The following is a 16,684-nucleotide window of genomic DNA, read 5'->3' on the forward strand; positions in this document are numbered from 1 at the left end:
TCCGAGCGAGGAGGCCATCCAACGCAGAAAGATAAAACGGAGACGAAAAATGACTGTTTCACGACGCAATCTATTGAAAGCCGCGGCGCTGTCGCTGGGTTCCATCGGCCTGGGGGCGCCGGCGATCGCATGGTCCCAGAACCGCAAGTTCGACATCAAGGCGGCGGTGAACGTGCCGATGACGCATTCGATCTACATCCGCATGCAGGAAGCCGCGGAAGCCATCAAGCAGGACACGGGCGGGGAGGTCAATGTGCGGGTCTTTCCGAACGGCCAGCTTGGCTCGGACACCGACATGCTGAGCCAGATCCGTTCGGGCGGGCTGGAAATGCTGTGCCTGCCGGGGGTGATCCTGGCGAACCTGGTTCCTCTCGCCTCATTGAACAGCGTGGGGTTCGCGTTCCTGAATTACCCCGAGGTCTGGAAGGGGATGGACGGCAATCTGGGCGGCTTCATCCGCGGCCAGATCGAAAAATCCAATCTGGTCGTGTACGAGAAAGTGTGGGACAACGGTTTCCGGCACATTACGTCGCATGCGCCGGTGAATACGCCCGCCGACCTGGGCGGCTTGAAGATTCGCGTTCCCGTGAGCCCTTTGCTGCTCTCTCTTTTCAAGTCGCTGAACGCGTCGCCGACCCCGATCAACTTCAGCGAGCTGTATAGCGCCCTGCAAACCAAAGTGGTCGATGCGCAAGAGAACCCCTTCCCCATCATCGAAACAGGCAAGCTCTACGAGGTTCAGCCCTACTGTGCAATGACGAGCCATGTATGGGATGGGTACTGGATGCTCGCCAACAAGCGGTTCTTCGGCCGCATGCCGAAGGACGCCCAGCAAATCGTGATGTCCCGCTTCAACGAGGCGGGCCTGCGCCAGCGCGTCGACAGCGAAAAGGCCGCGGTCGACCTGAAGGCCGCGCTGGAAAAACAGGGCATGAAATTCACGCAGCCCGATCCCGCGGCGTTCCGCGAGGCGCTGGGCAAAGGCGGATTCTATGCGGAATGGAAACAGAAGTTCGGCAACGAAGCGTGGGCGCAGCTTGAGGCTTCCGTAGGAAAGCTTTCTTGATATTTTCACACGGGAAAATAAATGAATGTGCCTTATATCGTAGGTTGGGGTCACACGCCGTTCGGCAAACTCGATTCCGTCACCACACAAGACTTGATCCGCCAAAGCGCCTTGCCCGCCGTGTCGCGAGCGGGGATGGATCTTGCGGATATCGAGGGGATATTCGTAGGAACGTTCAACGGAGGCTTCCTGCCTCAGGATTTTTCGGCGTCCATGGTGGCGGTGGCCATGCCCGAGCTGAGGCACGTGCCCGCGCTGCGGTGCGAAAACGCATGCGCCACGGGTAGCGCGGCCATCTGGGCGGCGCTGGACGCCATCGAGGCGGGGCGCATCCGGAACGCTCTGGTCGTTGGTTTCGAGCGCATGACGACCCAGCCCGGGCCGAAAGTCGGCGAAATACTGCTCAAGTGCTCCTACGTCGAAGAAGAGGGGGGCAAAGAGGGCGGGTTCGCGGGCATCTTCGGCGAGATAGCCACCCAGTACTTCAAGCGTTTCGGCGACCAGTCGGACGCATTGGCGCGGATTGCGGCGAAGAATCACTTGAACGGCACCCGGAACCCCTATGCGCACATGCGGCGCGACCTGGGTTTCGACTTCTGCCGCCAGCCCTCGGACAAGAATCCCATGGTAGCGGGGCCCTTGAAGCGCTCGGACTGCTCTTTGGTCTCCGACGGCGCCGCGGCGCTGGTCATTTCGAGCGAGCCCAATTCCGGCAGCGTATCGGTGCGCTGGCTGTCGCGGACACAGGTCAATGACTATCTGCCTTTGTCGATGCGTGATCCAACCCGCTTCCTGGGCGCGGAAAAAGCCTGGCGCATGGGCCTGGAGAGCGCGGGCATCACGCTGAAGAACCTGAGCTTCGTGGAAACCCACGACTGCTTCACCATCGCCGAGCTGCTCGAATACGAGGCCATGGGCCTGGCGCCCCATGGCCAGGGGGCCCGCGTCGTCCACGAAGGGCTGACCGCGATGGACGGGCCCTTGCCGGTGAACCCTTCGGGGGGCTTGAAGTCGCGCGGCCATCCGATAGGGGCGACGGGGGTGTCCGGCCATGTCATGGCGGTGATGCAGCTGGCCGACGAAGCCGGGGACATGCAGGTCAAGAACCCCGATATAGGCGCTGTTTTCAATATGGGCGGTGCCGCGGTGGCGAACTACGTCAGCATTCTGGAGGCGATATGAATGCCGCGCAAGTCATGAATCTTTCTCAGCTCTTGAGGCAGACCGCAACCCTGTTCCCGACGCTCCCGGCCGTGATCCACGGCGAGGCGCGCTGGAACTGGCGGGAGATCGACCAAAGGGTCGATGCCATGGCCCACGCGCTGACCAGGCTCGGGCTGAAGAAGGGCGATCGAATCCTGGTCCAGTCCCGCAACACGCTGGAGCTCTTCGAGAGCTGCTGGGTGGCGTTCAGACTCGGGTGCGTATGGGTGCCGACCAACTACCGGCTCACCCCCGGCGAGGTGGCCTACCTGGCCGAGTCCAGCGGTGCGCGGGCGATGATCTTCGAGGGCGTTTTCCAGGACCATGCGCGGGCATGCCGCGCCGCGTCCGGCCGATTGGAGCATTTGGTGGCGATCGGGCATGCCGAGCCCGGACAGCTGTCGTATCAGGCGCTCGTCGATCAGCATATGGGCCAGCGTTTTCCCTCGGCCACCGTGGGATACGGCGACCCTTTATGGTTCTTCTACACCTCCGGCACCACGGGCAAGCCCAAGGCCGCCGTCCTGACGCACGGGCAGATGGCTTTCGTCGTAACGAACCACCTGGCCGATTTGATTCCCGGCACCACGGAAAAAGACTGTTCGATCGCTGTCGCCCCGCTCTCGCATGGCGCGGGAATCCATGCTTTGCTCAATGTCGCCCGCGGAGCGGCCACCGTGCTGCCAACGAGCGAAAGGCTGGATCCCGGAGAAGTATGGAGGCTGGTCGAGCAGCATCGAGTCACGAACCTGTTTACCGTGCCGACCATCGTCAAGCTGCTGGTCGAGCATCCGGCGGTCGACGCCTACGACCATTCAAGCGTCCGATACATCGTCTACGCGGGGGCGCCCATGTATCGCGCGGATCAGAAATACGCCTTGAAGAAGCTGGGCAAGGTGCTGGTCCAGTACTTCGGCCTGGGCGAGGTCACCGGGTGCATCACCGTGCTGCCGCCTTATTTGCACACCCCCGACGACCCAGACCCCGGCTACCCCGTCGGTTCATGCGGGCGCCCTCGGGTGGGCATGGAAATCGCCATTCTGGACGACGATCTGACGCCGCTGCCCCCGGGCGAGATCGGCGAGATCTGCTGCCGCGGTCCCGCGGTCTTTGCCGGGTACTACAACAACGAGCAAGCCAATGAAAGCGCCTTCCGCGGAGGCTGGTTCCATACGGGCGACATCGGTCGCCTCGACGACAAAGGCTTTTTGTATATCACGGGCCGCCAGTCCGATATGTACATTTCCGGCGGCTCCAATGTCTACCCGCGGGAGGTCGAGGAAGTGATTCTGACGCATCCGGCCGTGGAAGAGGTGGCCGTCGTCGGGGTGCGTGACGAGCAATGGGGGGAAGTCGGCGTGGCCGTCGTGGTGCTGCGCAAGGGCCACGACCACACCAGTCCCGACGAACTCTTTGCCCATCTCGACGGCAAGTGCGCCAAGTATCGCTGGCCCAAGCGTTTCGTTTTCTGGGATGCCCTGCCCAAGTCGGGCTACGGGAAAATCACCAAGAAGGACGTCAAGCGCCTTTTGCAGGAGAGCGGGGAGATCGAGCTTGAACAGGCCTGACGCGCATGCTCGGGGTCACTGTGTGCCGGCCAGTGTTTTCCCGTGTTCCAGCAAGGTCTGGCCCAGTTGCTGCGCGCGGGGATGGCCCAGGCGTGAACGAATGGCGGCGATGCTGATCGACGCGACCGGGCGGCCGCGTTGATCCGGTATGCCGACGGCGATCGCCCAGCTGTCCTCGAGGACCAGCCCGGGCTGCAAGCAGTAGCCATGATGGCGGGTGTCGTGGACGAGCTCCCAGATGGCTTCGTCGGTGAAGCGCGGGAAGTTGCTCGCCCGCTGAGCGGCATTGTAGGCGAGCACTTGGGCGATCTCTTCGTCGGGCAGCATGGAAAGCATGGCGCAGCTTCCCGCCCCGACGCCGAGAGGCCAGTGGTCTCCGGGTTTGACCAGCTGGTTTCGAATGGGAAAGCTGCCTTCTTCGCGCAGCAGGCAAATGGTGTCGAGCCCATGCAGCACCGTCAGGAAGGCTGTGTCGCCGGATTGGTCGGCCAGGGCTCTTAGGACGGGAGCGGCTTTTTTGGGAAGCTGGTAATTGGGTTCCGCGACCAGGCCGGCGGCATAGACTTCCGGCCCCAGGCGATAACGCCCGGTTGCGGGGTCGTGGACGAGAAAGCCTTCTTCCGTAAGGGTAAGGGTCAGGCGCACGGAAGTCGCTTTATTGAGGCCGAGTTTCTGGATGATTTCGCTCATGCGCAAACCTTTCGGATCAACGCGAGTAAGAACACGCAGGATGGCGAGGCCACGCCTGAGTGTCTGGGCCCCGGCGACCTGCGTCGTCTTTTGGGTCGTCTTGTTCATTTTGCGTCTCCGATTGGGTTTATTAAATAAACCCGAAATTTGACCTATGTAGGGATAATTCGCAAGGTATGTTGATAGCTAAAGGATATTATTGAATACCGAAGTCCATATTATAAATTTTCCTAACTCTACTTACAAAAATAAAACCATGCCAATGCGCGGCGAGCCAAGACGGCCGGCTTGCTGATAAAACAGACAGGAGACAAAAGTGAGTTCCGATACTCTCGTGCTACAGGCCCCCAAAGACGCTCGGTGCGAGCGCAAGGCGCCGAACCTATGGGCGCCCCTAGAAGCCGCGTCGGCGGCGTTGCTTGCGGGCATCATGGTGCTGATGCTCGTCAGCTCGTTTTCCCGTTACGTGTTTTCGTTGTCCATCGTCTGGGCCGATGAATTCATCTCCATTGCGTTTTTATGGCTTGCCATGCTGGGCTGTGTCATTGCCATGCGCCGAAATGAACATCTGCGCCTGACGGTATTCCTGGAAAAAGCGTCGCCCGCCTTGCGCGGCTATATACAGGCGTTCGCGATCATCATGGTGGCCATCTGCCTGGGAGCGCTCGTTTCCCCTTCGATCGAATACGCCCAGGAGGAATGGTTCATTACCTCGCCTGCCTTGGGAATTCCCAACACTTACCGGGTGGCCGCCATACCCGTCGGCATCAGCTTGATGCTGCTTACGGTCATCGGCTATGCGATGCGCACGGTGGGATTGCGCCAGCTTGTCATCACGTCGGTCCTGGTCGCCGCGGCGGCGGGGCTGCTGTTTCTTCTGGAACCGCTGTTTCATGAAATAACCAGCCTGGGGCTGATCATTTTCCTGATCGGCCTCGTCGCCCTGTGCCTGGCTGCCGGGGTGCCGATCGCGTTCTGTTTTGGGCTGGGCACCATAGGCTTCCTGACGTTTTCCAGCTATGTGCCATTGATGGTCGTCGTCAGCCGCATGGACGAGGGCATGTCGAGCGTCATTCTGGTTTCCGTGCCGATTTTCGTGATGCTGGGGTGCATTCTGGATGCCACGGGAATGGGCAAGGCCATCGTGGATTTTCTGGCGGCCTTGCTGGGCCACGTGAAGGCCGGCATGTCTTACGTCTTGCTGGGGTCCTTGTTCATCGTATCCGGCATTTCGGGCTCGAAGGTATCCGACATGGCCACGGTCGCTCCCGCCTTGTTCCCGGAGATGAAGCGCCGGGGCAACAAGCCCAAGGAGATGATCGCGCTGCTGGGCACGGGGGCGGCGATGGCCGACACCGTGCCGCCGAGCATCGTTTTGATCGTTCTGGGCTCTGTGGCGGGCGTGTCGATCGCCGCGCTGTTCCAAGCGGGCTTCGTGGTCGCCCTGGTGTTGCTGATGGTCCTGCTGCTGCTGGCCCGATGGAAGGCAAGGCATGAAGACGTGCACAACGTCAAGCGCGCGGGCCTGCGCCAGGCGGTGAAGCTGTCCGTGATCGCGGCCCCGGCGCTGCTGCTGCCGTTTCTCATTCGCGGCGCCGTGGGCAGCGGCATGGCTACGGCAACCGAAGTGTCCACCATCGCGGTGCTGTACACCCTGGTCGTCGGGCAGGTGCTCTACGGGGGCATCGGCGTGCGCAAGACCTACGGCATGCTGGTCGAAACGGCCTCGCTGAGCGGCACGATACTGCTCATCCTCGGCACGGCGTCGGCCATGGCCTGGGCCATCACGCAAAGCGGCGTCATCCAGGGGCTTTCCACCTTCCTGGCCAACCTTCCCGGCGGATGGATCGCCTATATGGCGGTCACCATCGTCGTGTTTCTGGTGCTCGGATGCGTGCTGGAAGGCCTGCCGGCGCTGTTGCTGCTGGCTCCGATCCTGTTTCCGATCGCCCGCAACCTGGGCATCAATGAAGTCCATTATGCAATGGTTGCCGTAACCGCCATGAATATCGGTCTGATGATGCCGCCCATCGGGGTCGGCTTCTATGTTGCCTGCCGGATAGGCGGGGAACCGCCCGATGAAGTCATGGGAGCCATATTGCCCTATCTGGGCGCCTTGCTGCTCGGGTTGGTCATCATTGCGCTGGTGCCGGGTATTTCCACGTTCGCCTTGTAGCGCCGGGCCGTACCGGCGGCAAAAGCGGCCATGACGGCGAGCGGTCAAAAACCGCTCGCTTCCTTCACATGCCGTTGCCGCCGCCAATGCATGCATGCGACGCAGCGAAAGCGCGCCGCGTTTCCGCCACCAAAAGTGGCTTTCTAGGAGGAGAACCTGATGACAAGCAGGATTCTGGTCGTGGAAGACGACACCGTCCACGATTTCAAGATTGAAATCCCGGCAGGCGCCTGGCTTGGGCCGTCGATTCTGAGCGTGCTGGCTTTGGAAGGCATTTCCTACGCCCAGCTCGAATGCCAGTCGGGTGAGCTGGACGAGGCAGTCTACCACGTGGCGCCGCCGGAGCCCACCGGGCGCACGCTGGTTGCTTACGGCGAAGGCATCGTGCTGAACCGCGTCACCCTGATCGGCGCGAATGCCGTGGTCGGCCGGAATGCCGATGGCGCAGCCATCATTCATTGCCACGGTTTCATATCGGAAGCGAGCGGAAAGCTGCACGGCGGCCATCTGAACCTGCCACGCTGCCGCGTGGGAAACAAGGGCCTGAGCTTGCGCGGCGTGGCTACGCGGCGGTCCGGTTTCGTCAGCGCGCTCGATCGGACGAGCCGCCTGCATGTGTTCCATCCGGTTCGGGAGGCATGCGCAGATGGACGCTAAACTCGTACGCGGCAGCTTCGGCAGGGTTTTCAACGCCCGGCTGTGCACCAATGACGACCTGGTCGAGTCCGTGGAGCAACTGTGCCTGAAGCACAATGTCCGCGAGGCCGTCGTTCGCGGCGGGTTGGGGAGCCTGTTCCGCAGTGAAATCAGGGTGGGCAATGAGCGGCGGCATGTCGAGGGCTACGCCGTCGAGCTGTTGACCCTGGACGGGAACGTAGCCGTGGATCCCCGGACGGGCCGCCTGGACGTCAGCCTGCACGGCGTCATCGCCGACAACAAGGGGGTCGTGCACGCGGGAACCTTCCTCAAAGGAGGCAGCCCCACGTGCGTCACGGTCGAGCTCGTCGTACAGGAGTGGCTGCCGGCCGGCCCTAAGGACTGTCAACGCTAAAAGGTAGGCGTCGCTGGCCCTAGGCTTATGCAATTGCCGCGATCCGGGTTACCCTGAATCATCACGCAATCACCTCAGCAGGGCAGGCCATGGCGGACCACAGCGGCGAAGCGATCGAAAACAGCAGCGGCGGACGGGAAATCAACCCGTTCGATACGGCTTTCGAGCACGTGTTCCCATTGATTTCCCTGACCATGAACCGCTTCATCGTCGATCACATGCTGCGGTCGGCCCGGATGCTGGATCTCGATTTCGAGTCCTTGATCATCCTTGGCTTGCTTTCGCATTTGAATGTCGCGCCCAATCTGCCCTTGCCCGGCGCCGCAGCCCCCGCCTCCGGCGCCGGGCCGCTCGTGATCGAAACGTTCAAGCCCATGCGGTTGCGCGACCTGGAGCAGATCTCGCGTCTGCCGCGCGAAACCATACGCCGCAAGCTGCAGCGGTTGAGCGAGCGAGGGTATGTGGAAAGCGACGCGGGCGGCTGGCGGCTTCGCCCCGATTGCATAGGCCAGGAATTGCGGGAGTTCACGCGGGACAGCGCGAAGCAGTTGCTGCACCTGGCGGAGCAGATGAATCAGCTGATCGGCATGGGAATGAAAGGCGCCGGCAAGGAAGGCTGATCGGGCATCGGGGCCTCGTCCGTGGCCGGCCTGCCCGCAATGGCCGGCCAGTGCCGCCCGCCTTGTGACGCTGACAGGCGCTGGGGGCTCAGGCGGCGCTGCGCGCATCGTTCGGCAAGCCCGGCCTGGCGCAGGCGTTCGGCTGCATGGACCGGCTGAAACAGGCATACTGATTCCTGCCATTGTCCTTTGCGCTGTATAGGGCCTGGTCGGCGTTGCCGATCAGCTGCTTGACGGTCGTTGCATCGTCCGGGAAAGTCGTCACGCCCATGCTCGCCGTCAGGTTTAGCTGCTGGTCTTCGAGCTTCAAAGGGTATGCGATGACCTGCAATATCTTCTGGGCAATGTTTTCGGCCTCCGCCAGGTTGTTGATGCCGTCCAGCACGACGGCGAACTCGTCGCCGCCAAGGCGCGCCACCACGTCGCTGGACCGGACGCAATGCTGCAGCCGGTTGCCGACTTCCTTCAGTATGGCGTCCCCGCCCAAATGGCCATAGGTATCGTTAAGGTGCTTGAACCGGTCGAGATCCAGCAGCAGCACGGCAAATTTCGTCCGGCGCCGGCTGTGGCTTTTCACGATATGCTTCAGCCGCGAGAACAGGGCGTGCCGGTTCAGCAGCGCCGTGAGCTGATCGTAGTTCGCCCGGAAGTAAAGATCCGCCTGCACCTGGCTGAGCTCGATGGCGATGGCGGCGATTTCGCCCGCCACGGCCAGGATCACCTTCTCGTAGGCACAGGGGCTGCGGGGGGAGTCGCTGTAGATTGCAAAAGCCCCTCGCACGGTTGCGGTGCTGTCGCTGAACGGATAGGACCAACAGGCGCGCAGCCCGCAAGACAGGGCCGGCGCTTTGAAGTCCACCCAGTTGGGGTGGCTGGCGATGTCATTGACGATGATGGGCTTGTTCAGCGCCATCGCCGCGCCACAGGAACCGACCTTGGGGCCGATTTTCACGCCGATCAGGTTTTCGCTGTAGCTGCGCGGCAGGTGCGGGGCGATCGAGCGGCCGATCGCGGTGCCTGTGCCGTCCAGTGTCAGCACCGAGCATACGGAGCCGGGAATCTGTTTTTCCACGAAGTCGCACAGCGCGGTCAATGATTCGTCCAGCGGCCTTTTCGCGGCGACCAGCCGCAAAACCTTTATCTGGTTTTTCAAGCACGCCAGATTTTCCAGGTCCTTGGAATTGGATGTCAGTCCGTCTTTCGCCCTGCTGCGCATGGTCACCTTGAGTCCTCAACGATAAATCGGTTTGCAAGAAGCAAGAGCATGCAATTGCGCCGGCCGGGGCGTTATGGAGCGATAGACATAATTCCGGTATTCGCCTTTCAAGGACAGGGCGATATAAAAGCCGGCCATGCCGGATAATATGGCGATAAAGCCCGCTCCAAACAAGGCGGAAACCTGCAGTGCTTCAAAAAACCTTTGCCACAGCACGCCAAAAGATATCATCACGACGAACACGGTGAGGCCGTACCTGGCTGCGATAATCAGTCCTTGCCGCAGCATCGACGCCCGCGGAACCGGAGACCAGCCGCGATAATTCACATAATCGCCCATGAAGCAGATAAAAGAGCAAAGGAGCGAAAACAGCGTCACGACCAGCGTGGCCAAGCCCATTACCGAGTCGGGGCCCGTGGCGATGCTGTCCTGCGTAATATATACTGCGCCCTGATTATCCAGCGTGAAAAACGCGATGGAAAATCCGCCGATCAATGCCGCCAACCCCATCAGCGTGCTATTGGCGAACGTAGAATGATTAAAGATTCTGCTTATCGACATGATCAAGCCTATTCAAAAATGACGAGCGCATGATACCTAAAAAGATAGGCAGCCTGAACCGGTTGGCTATGTGTTTTCGCCCATTTTGGGCGAGGCCGGATAATGGCAACGGTCGATCGCAAAAGATCCGAACAGTCTTTTGGAAGCGTGAAGATACAGAGGATTTTTTGCATCCCACATGATTCAAGTCATGTTTTTAATTAAACAGAATAAGATTCCATGGATGCGCGGCAGTGGCGGAAAAAAAGCCCTTGTTTCCAAGGGCCTTTTCGCCAGGGCCTGTTCACGTAGACGGGCTCTGGGCTTGGCGGCCGGTTCAGGGCCTGTCGGGCGGCGTCAAGGCAGGAGCGCCTCGATCAGCGACGGCCCCTCTTGCGCGCAGGCGTTCCGGAAGGCCCGCGCGAAGCCGCCGACGGTATCCACGCTCACGGCCGGAACGCCGTGGCCGCGGGCGAGCGACACCCAGTCGAGCGTCGGGCGCTCCAGGTCCAGCATGCGGTGCGCTTGTTCCCCCGGGTTGTCGATGCCGACGCCTTTCAGTTCGCCATGCAGGATCCGGTAGCTGCGGTTGGCCAGGATGATGGTGACGACGTCCAGCTGTTCCCGGGCTTGCGTCCAGAGCGCTTGCAGGGTGTACATGCCGCTGCCGTCTCCTTCGAAACAGACCACTTTGCGTCCGGGGCAGGCGACGGCCGCGCCGGTGGCCATGGGCAGGCCCGAGCCGATCGCGCCGCCCGTGATCTGCAGATAATCGTGCGGGGCGGCGCCGTCGGTGAATTTGAAGAGCGAACGGCCGGACGAGACCGATTCATCGACGACGACGGCGTTTTCGGGCAAGAGGGTCGCCATGGCCTGCATGATGGTGTCGGGGTCGAGCCGGTTGCTTGCGGGCATCTCGGGCGCCGGCGCCTCGGCGGCCGGGCGGTGCCGGGCCGGGCATCCGAGTTCGTCGGCCAGCCACGCCAGCGTGTGCAGGGCGTCGCCGCCGGGCGCAAGGAGCGGAATGAGCTCGCAGCCGGGCGGCATCAGCAGGCGCGGCTTGTCGGGATAGCCGAAGAAGGCGGCGGGGGGATGGCTGCCGACCAGAACCAGCGCTTCGATGTCGCGCAGCATCTGCACGGCCTGGTCCACATTGAACGGTATGCGGGGAACGACGAGATGGCCCCGCCCGCGGGCGAAGCGGCGATTGGACTGCTGGGCGAACAGCCGCAGGTTGGCCAGCCCGCCAAAGCGCGACAGCAGGCGCAGCCCGTCGGCTTCCACGGCGGGCCCGCTCACGAGCAGGCCGACGCGCTTGCCCGAACGCAGCGCCTGCACGGCGCGCGCCATGGCGCCGGCCTCGGCGCGTTGCAGCGCCGCCGGCGGCCGCGCGGCGCGAGGCTCGTCGCCGGGCGCCCAGGCGGTGTCGGCGGGCAGGATCAGGGTGGCGATCTGGCCGTCGTGCGAGCGGGCGGCGGTGACGGCCTCCGCCGTGTCACGGGCGATCGTCCGCCGGCCGCCGACTCTGTGCCAGTCTGAAATCAGGGCGGCCGTGGCGGGCAGGTCGCTGCGCAAAGGGCTTTCGTGCTGGAGATGGTCGCTGGCGTGTTCGCCCACGATGTTCAGGATCGGGGTGCGCGCCTTGCGGGCGTTGTGCAGGTTGGCGATGCCGTTGGCCAGGCCCGGGCCCAGGTGCAGCAAAGTCGAGGCGGGCTTGCCCGCCATGCGGCCGTAGCCGTCCGCTGCGCCGGTCACGACGCCTTCAAACAGGCCGAGCACGCAGCGCATGCCCGGCACGCGGTCCAGGGCGGCGACGAAGTGCATTTCGGAGGTGCCGGGATTGGCGAAGCAGATGTCGATTTCCGACGCGAGCAGGGTCCGGACCAGGGACTCCGCGCCGTTCATCGTAGGGGGCAGGCTCATTCGTGGACTCTTCTTTTACTGCGTGCTGATGTTGTTTTCCTTGATCACTTTCATCCAGCGCTTTCGCTCTGCGTTCATGTAGGCAGCGGCCTCTTGCGGCGAGCGCCCGTCGGGAGTGACGCCCAGGCTCGCAAGCCTGTCCTTGATTTCCGGTTCGGCCAGCACGTCGGCGAACGCTTTCTGCAGCGTTGCGATGCGCTCCGCGGGCGTCGCGCCGGGCACGATGACGCCATACCAGTTGGTCACTTCATAGCCGGGGACGCTTTCGCCGATGGTGGGCACGCCGGGCATGACGGGCGAGCGTTCTTTCCCGGTGGTGCCCAGCGCCAGCAGTTGGCCGGACTGGACGAAAGGCAGGCCGATGGCGGTGGCTTCGAAGGTGACGTCCACCTGGCCGCCCACGACGTCCTTGACGGCGGGATTGCTGCCGCTGTAGGGAATGTGGGTCAGTTTGGTGCCGGTTGCGGTCTTGAAGAGTTCGCCGGCCATGTGCGGCAGCCCGCCGTTGCCGCTGGATGAGAAATTGATCTTCTCGGGATGCGCTTTCGCGTAGCGGATCATTTCGGGAACGGACTTGAACGGCGACTTCGGATTGGCATACAGCACCATGCCGGAAGCGCCGACTATCGTCACCGCGGCCACGTCTTTTTCCATGTCGGCGTTGAAGTCCTTGACCAGCCCGGGCGATATGCTCAGGTTGCCCATCGTGCCCATGAGCACGGTGTATCCGTCCGGCTCTGATTTCAGCAGCTGTTGCAGCGCGATGATGCCGCCCGCGCCCGCCTTGTTTTCTATGACCACCGATTGGCCCAGCCGCTCGCTGAGGCGGGGGGCGATCAGGCGGCCGATGGTGTCGATGGCTCCGCCGGGAGGAAAGCCGATCATGACGCGTATGGGCCGTTCGGGATAGGCGGCGCCGGCCGGGCCGGCCGGCAGCAGCGCGGCCACGCCGGCGGCGAGTGCAAGTCCACAGGCGAGTTTCTTCATCTGGTCTCCCGTTTTTAAGGAAATATTATTGAATAGAGGAAATGAATCTATTTCTTGTCGTGTGCCGCTGCCGCGAGCCTCATCCTTGCTGCGGATGGTCGGCACAGAATTGATTTGAATCAATATAAAAATATTACCATATAGTAAGATTTATTGTATATTTCGGCCTTTGCGCGGGTGCTCCGCGCAGGCATCAACAGGGAGAAACGATGGGAAGGCGCATAGAGGCCTATGCCGGCACCGCCGGCCATTCGGCCTGGTTCAGCGACGATCTGGGGCAAACGTGGGTGCATCCCAACAGCCATTCAGGCATGTACCTGGAGGCGCGAGTCTGGTCATACAGCAGTCACGCGGCGCAGCCGACGGTGTTGTGGGCGGGCACGGACATGGGTTTGTTCCGATGGGATGAAACCACCACGCGCTGGACGCCGGTGGCTTCTCCTTTGAAAGACGTATGGTCGGTGGTCCAGCACCCCGATGATCCGGACCTGCTGTTCGCCGGCGGGCGTCCGGCCGAGCTTTATCGCTCCGAGGACGGGGGCGCCAGCTGGGTCGGCGTGCCCGCGCCGGGCATGGCCGATTTTTCCCCCATCAACCAGGGGCCGACCCGGGTGACGCAAATCCTCGTGGACCCGCTGGACCGCGACATCGTGTGGGCGGCGATAGAGATCGGCGGCATTTTCCGCAGCACGGACCGCGGCAGGAGCTGGGAAGCCCGCACGGAAGGACTGATTTCTCTGGACGTCCATGGGCTGGCGATCATCCGTCGTGAAAATGGCCGCCGCATCATGTTCGCGACCACCAATCAAGGCCTGCATCGCAGCGACGACGGCGGCGAAACCTGGGCCTTCCAGAAGCTGGATTCGCCCTGGCAATATACGCGCGCGGTGGTGCCCAGGGCCGACACCGACCGTATCGTGTTTCTTACCAACGGAAACGGGCCGCCCGGAAATGACGGCAAGCTGCTGCGCAGCGACGATTACGGGGACAGCTGGCGCGAAGTCCCTTTGCCGGGCAAACTGAACAGCACGGTGTGGTGCGTGGCGACGCATCCCCATGATCCGATGCTGCTGTTCACGTGCACGAATCTGGGGCAGCTGTTTCGCAGCCGGGACGGCGGCGACAGCTGGGAACGCATGCCGCATGAATTCGGCGAGCTGCGGGCCCTGCACTGGCGCTGGGCGGAAATTCCCGAAGGGCGGCCGGCCCATTCGATCACGGTACGCAAATGAGGCGGCCGAAAGGCGGCCGGCATGAATCAATCAAGGAACAGACAATGAGCGAACGCTTTCCCCGGATTCCACCCGAAGCCATGTCAGACAAGCAGCGCGAAGTCGCGGCCGAGATAGCCGCCGGTCCGCGCGGCGAGGTCAAGGGGCCGTTCATCGCCCTGCTGCACAATCCCGAGCTCGCCGGCTGCTTGCAGAAGGTCGGCGAGCACCTGCGCTTCGGCACCGGCCTGCCGGCCGAGGTGGTCGAGCTGGGCATATTGATCACCGCCAGGGCCTGGGACTGCCAGTATGAATGGATGGCGCATCGCCGCATCGCCGCCGGCACGACCACGCTGAGCGCGGAGATCATGGATGCGGTGGCACGCAACGAGCGTCCGGCGCCCATGCCGGAAGAGCTGCGGGACGTCTACGAGTTCTGCACCGAGACGCAGCGCCTGGGCGCGCCGGGGCGCGAGGCCTACGGCCGCGTGGAGGCGCGCTATGGCAAACGCGGCGTGCTGGATCTGCTGGCGATCTGCGGCTACTACACCTTGCTGGCCATGGTGCTCAATACCGCCGAACCGCCCTTGCCCGACGGCATGGCGCCGCCGTTGAAACCGATGCGCGGCGCGGGTTGACGGCGGCTCAGCCCACCGCGCGCGCGGGCAGGTCCACCACGTTGGCCGATGTGGATATCCGCTCGCTCACCTGCCGGCCGGCCTCCAGCACGAGCGGTATGGCGGCCGCGAAGGCGGTTTCGCTGGTCGTGCAGGCGGATGCCGCCAGCGCAAGGCTGCCCAGCACGTCTCCGGCGCGGTTGAACAGCGGGGCGGCCACGGAAAGAATCCCGGGGTTGTATTCGCCGAAGCTTCTGGCATAGCCCTGCTGGCGGATCTGCTTGAGGGTCAGCCGAAAGCCGTCCCAGTCGGCGCCCAGCCCCACGCTGGCGATGCTTTTGCGATGCTTGGCGAAGATGCTGCGCAACTGGTGCACGGGCAGATAGGCGAGAATGATCTTGGCCGACGCGCCGGCGACCAGGGGCCTGCGCTGGCCCCGCGTGAACAAGGCGGACGGCGCGTTGGGGGCCAGCGATTGCTGCACGCACATGATGCTGTCGCTGAACAGGATACAGAGCAATGAGCTGAAGCCGCTGTCCGCCGTCAGTTTTTGGATCACCGGCGTTCCGGCGATGTAGACGGGGTCGCACAGCCGGATGGTGCGGTCCATTTCCATGATGCGCGGCCCCAGCACATATGAGCCGTTGGCCACGCGCGCAAGCAGCCCCGCCTGATGCAGCGACTTGATATACCGGTAACAGGTCGACGCGGGAATGCCCGCGTACCGTATCAGGTCTTCAGTGGCCCAAACCGGCGCCGCGGGCGTGAACACATCCAGCAGGTTCAGCATCTTGTCCAGGCTGCTCATCGCTCTCGTCAAATCCGTCCATTCAAAAAAAACGCCGAAGCGGGGCACAGGCACCCCGCCGAACAGCCTCTCGGCGCCGCTCCGGCGTCTTGCGGCCCGCCCGATAGATTACTTCATATCCGAAAGGCCTTGCGACTCGCGCCGCCGCCGGCGCCCGCGCGCCGGCGGGCACGCGGGGACAGGTTTAAGATTAAAATAATTATCGTATGGCAAGAGAATTTAATGAACTAGAAAAGAGGCAGACCGGCATGACCGAGCAAGAGGGCGCCACGGCGCAAAAAACGGGATGGAAAGTGGGGCTGATCGTCCCGATGAACAACACCACCATGGCCCGGGAAATCGCCGGCTGGCTGCCGGCCGGGTCGGAGGTCGAGGTCCTGCGCATCCCGCGCGGCAAGGGACTGATCACGCCCGAGGTCTTGCCGGAGTATGTCCGGAACACGCTGGACCTGGCGGCGGGCATGAGCAAAGGCCTGGACGTCGTCGCCTATGGCTGCACCGCGGCCGGCTTCGTCGCCGGGCCCGAGGGCGAAGCGCGGCTTGCAAGGGATCTGGAATCCGTGACCGGAACCGCCGTCGTCACGACGGCCCGCTCCATGGTGCTGGCCTTGCGCGAACTGGGCGCGCGCCGCATTGCGCTCGTGTCGCCCTATAGCGAGACCGTGAACCGCGCGTTGATGAAATTCCTGGATGAAGACGACATCGAGGTCCAGGAGCTGGCCAGCTTCAACGCGCCGGACGTCGATGCGTTGGGTCGCATCACCGAAGACGAGGTGGCCGCCCTGGCACGCAAGACCATGACCGCCTCCTGTGACGCGATGTTCATCGCGTGTTCCCAGCTGCCGACCCTGGGCGTGCTGGACGGCCTGTCCGCCGAGTTCGGACGGCCCGTGATGTCGTCGATCAAGGCGACCGCCCTGCAGGCGGACCGCGCAGCCTTGCTGCGCCGGAGCTGAATTTGATGTAAATTAAAATTAAAATAATTATCACCATGTTGGATTATTTTCA

Annotated in this window: 16 protein-coding genes; 10 read left to right on the forward strand and 6 right to left on the reverse strand. The window is 62.8% G+C overall.

The window, feature by feature from the left end; translation table 11 throughout:
- Positions 1–49 precede the first annotated feature (49 nt).
- From H0A72_RS06345 to H0A72_RS06355, 3 genes are read left to right on the forward strand one after another with little or no spacing between them, the layout of a single operon-like run.
- Positions 50–1,066, forward strand: coding sequence for a TRAP transporter substrate-binding protein (locus tag H0A72_RS06345; RefSeq protein ID WP_180154228.1), 1,017 nt, complete (start codon positions 50–52; stop codon positions 1,064–1,066).
- A 21-nt stretch (positions 1,067–1,087) separates the two neighbouring features.
- Positions 1,088–2,248: an acetyl-CoA acetyltransferase gene (locus tag H0A72_RS06350; RefSeq protein ID WP_180154229.1), complete on the forward strand. Its 1,161-nt coding sequence runs from the start codon at positions 1,088–1,090 to the stop codon at positions 2,246–2,248.
- Entirely contained in the window at positions 2,245–3,837 is a 1,593-nt protein-coding gene (locus H0A72_RS06355; protein WP_180154230.1) for an acyl-CoA synthetase, read from the forward strand. Before H0A72_RS06350 ends, H0A72_RS06355 begins: the two co-directional genes overlap by 4 nt.
- Before the next feature lie 15 nt (positions 3,838–3,852).
- On the opposite strand, the gene H0A72_RS06360 is transcribed toward H0A72_RS06355, so the two are convergent.
- Positions 3,853–4,635, reverse strand: a complete 783-nt coding sequence (locus tag H0A72_RS06360) for an IclR family transcriptional regulator (RefSeq protein WP_180154231.1) — start codon at positions 4,633–4,635, stop codon at positions 3,853–3,855.
- A gap of 208 nt (positions 4,636–4,843) precedes the next feature.
- Between H0A72_RS06360 and H0A72_RS06365 the strand changes: the two genes are divergently transcribed.
- The 4 genes from H0A72_RS06365 (at position 4,844) to H0A72_RS06380 (ending at position 8,374) form a co-directional block, all read left to right on the forward strand.
- Positions 4,844–6,703 (forward strand): TRAP transporter large permease, encoded by a 1,860-nt coding sequence (locus H0A72_RS06365; RefSeq protein ID WP_343060143.1) that lies wholly within the window; start codon positions 4,844–4,846, stop codon positions 6,701–6,703.
- Positions 6,704–6,862: 159 nt separating this feature from the next.
- A complete protein-coding gene (locus H0A72_RS06370) occupies positions 6,863–7,360 on the forward strand; it encodes a PPC domain-containing DNA-binding protein (protein WP_180154232.1) in 498 nt (165 codons plus the stop codon).
- Positions 7,350–7,754, forward strand: coding sequence for a PPC domain-containing DNA-binding protein (locus tag H0A72_RS06375; RefSeq protein ID WP_180154233.1), 405 nt, complete (start codon positions 7,350–7,352; stop codon positions 7,752–7,754). Before H0A72_RS06370 ends, H0A72_RS06375 begins: the two co-directional genes overlap by 11 nt.
- A gap of 89 nt (positions 7,755–7,843) precedes the next feature.
- Positions 7,844–8,374, forward strand: coding sequence for a hypothetical protein (locus tag H0A72_RS06380; RefSeq protein WP_180154234.1), 531 nt, complete (start codon positions 7,844–7,846; stop codon positions 8,372–8,374).
- Positions 8,375–8,462: 88 nt separating this feature from the next.
- Here H0A72_RS06380 and H0A72_RS06385 read toward each other — a convergent pair whose 3' ends face one another.
- From H0A72_RS06385 to H0A72_RS06400, 4 genes are all read right to left on the reverse strand, one after another.
- Positions 8,463–9,527 carry a sensor domain-containing diguanylate cyclase gene (locus tag H0A72_RS06385; RefSeq protein ID WP_180154235.1) on the reverse strand — a complete coding sequence of 355 codons (1,065 nt, stop codon included), beginning with the start codon at positions 9,525–9,527 and terminating at the stop codon, positions 8,463–8,465.
- A gap of 78 nt (positions 9,528–9,605) precedes the next feature.
- A complete protein-coding gene (locus tag H0A72_RS06390) occupies positions 9,606–10,151 on the reverse strand; it encodes a hypothetical protein (RefSeq protein WP_180154236.1) in 546 nt (181 codons plus the stop codon).
- 336 nt (positions 10,152–10,487) lie between these two features.
- Positions 10,488–12,035, reverse strand: coding sequence for an acetolactate synthase large subunit (locus H0A72_RS06395; RefSeq protein WP_180154472.1), 1,548 nt, complete (start codon positions 12,033–12,035; stop codon positions 10,488–10,490).
- A 33-nt stretch (positions 12,036–12,068) separates the two neighbouring features.
- Complete coding sequence (locus tag H0A72_RS06400) at positions 12,069–13,040, reverse strand: Bug family tripartite tricarboxylate transporter substrate binding protein (RefSeq protein ID WP_180154237.1); 972 nt, start codon at positions 13,038–13,040, stop codon at positions 12,069–12,071.
- 209 nt (positions 13,041–13,249) lie between these two features.
- On the opposite strand from H0A72_RS06400, the gene H0A72_RS06405 reads away from it, so the two are divergent.
- The gene (locus H0A72_RS06405; protein WP_180154238.1) at positions 13,250–14,272 is read left to right on the forward strand and encodes a WD40/YVTN/BNR-like repeat-containing protein; all 1,023 of its coding nucleotides are present in this window, start codon (positions 13,250–13,252) and stop codon (positions 14,270–14,272) included.
- Positions 14,273–14,316: 44 nt separating this feature from the next.
- Positions 14,317–14,889 (forward strand): carboxymuconolactone decarboxylase family protein, encoded by a 573-nt coding sequence (locus H0A72_RS06410; RefSeq protein WP_180154239.1) that lies wholly within the window; start codon positions 14,317–14,319, stop codon positions 14,887–14,889.
- A 7-nt stretch (positions 14,890–14,896) separates the two neighbouring features.
- On the opposite strand, the gene H0A72_RS06415 is transcribed toward H0A72_RS06410, so the two are convergent.
- Positions 14,897–15,676, reverse strand: coding sequence for an IclR family transcriptional regulator (locus tag H0A72_RS06415; RefSeq protein WP_180154240.1), 780 nt, complete (start codon positions 15,674–15,676; stop codon positions 14,897–14,899).
- Between the two features lie 248 nt (positions 15,677–15,924).
- Between H0A72_RS06415 and H0A72_RS06420 the strand changes: the two genes are divergently transcribed.
- A complete protein-coding gene (locus H0A72_RS06420; protein WP_180154241.1) occupies positions 15,925–16,632 on the forward strand; it encodes a maleate cis-trans isomerase family protein in 708 nt (235 codons plus the stop codon).
- Positions 16,633–16,684: the final 52 nt, after the last annotated feature.

It is taken from the genome of Parapusillimonas granuli, assembly GCF_013416525.1.
Taxonomy (GTDB): domain Bacteria; phylum Pseudomonadota; class Gammaproteobacteria; order Burkholderiales; family Burkholderiaceae_B; genus Parapusillimonas; species Parapusillimonas granuli.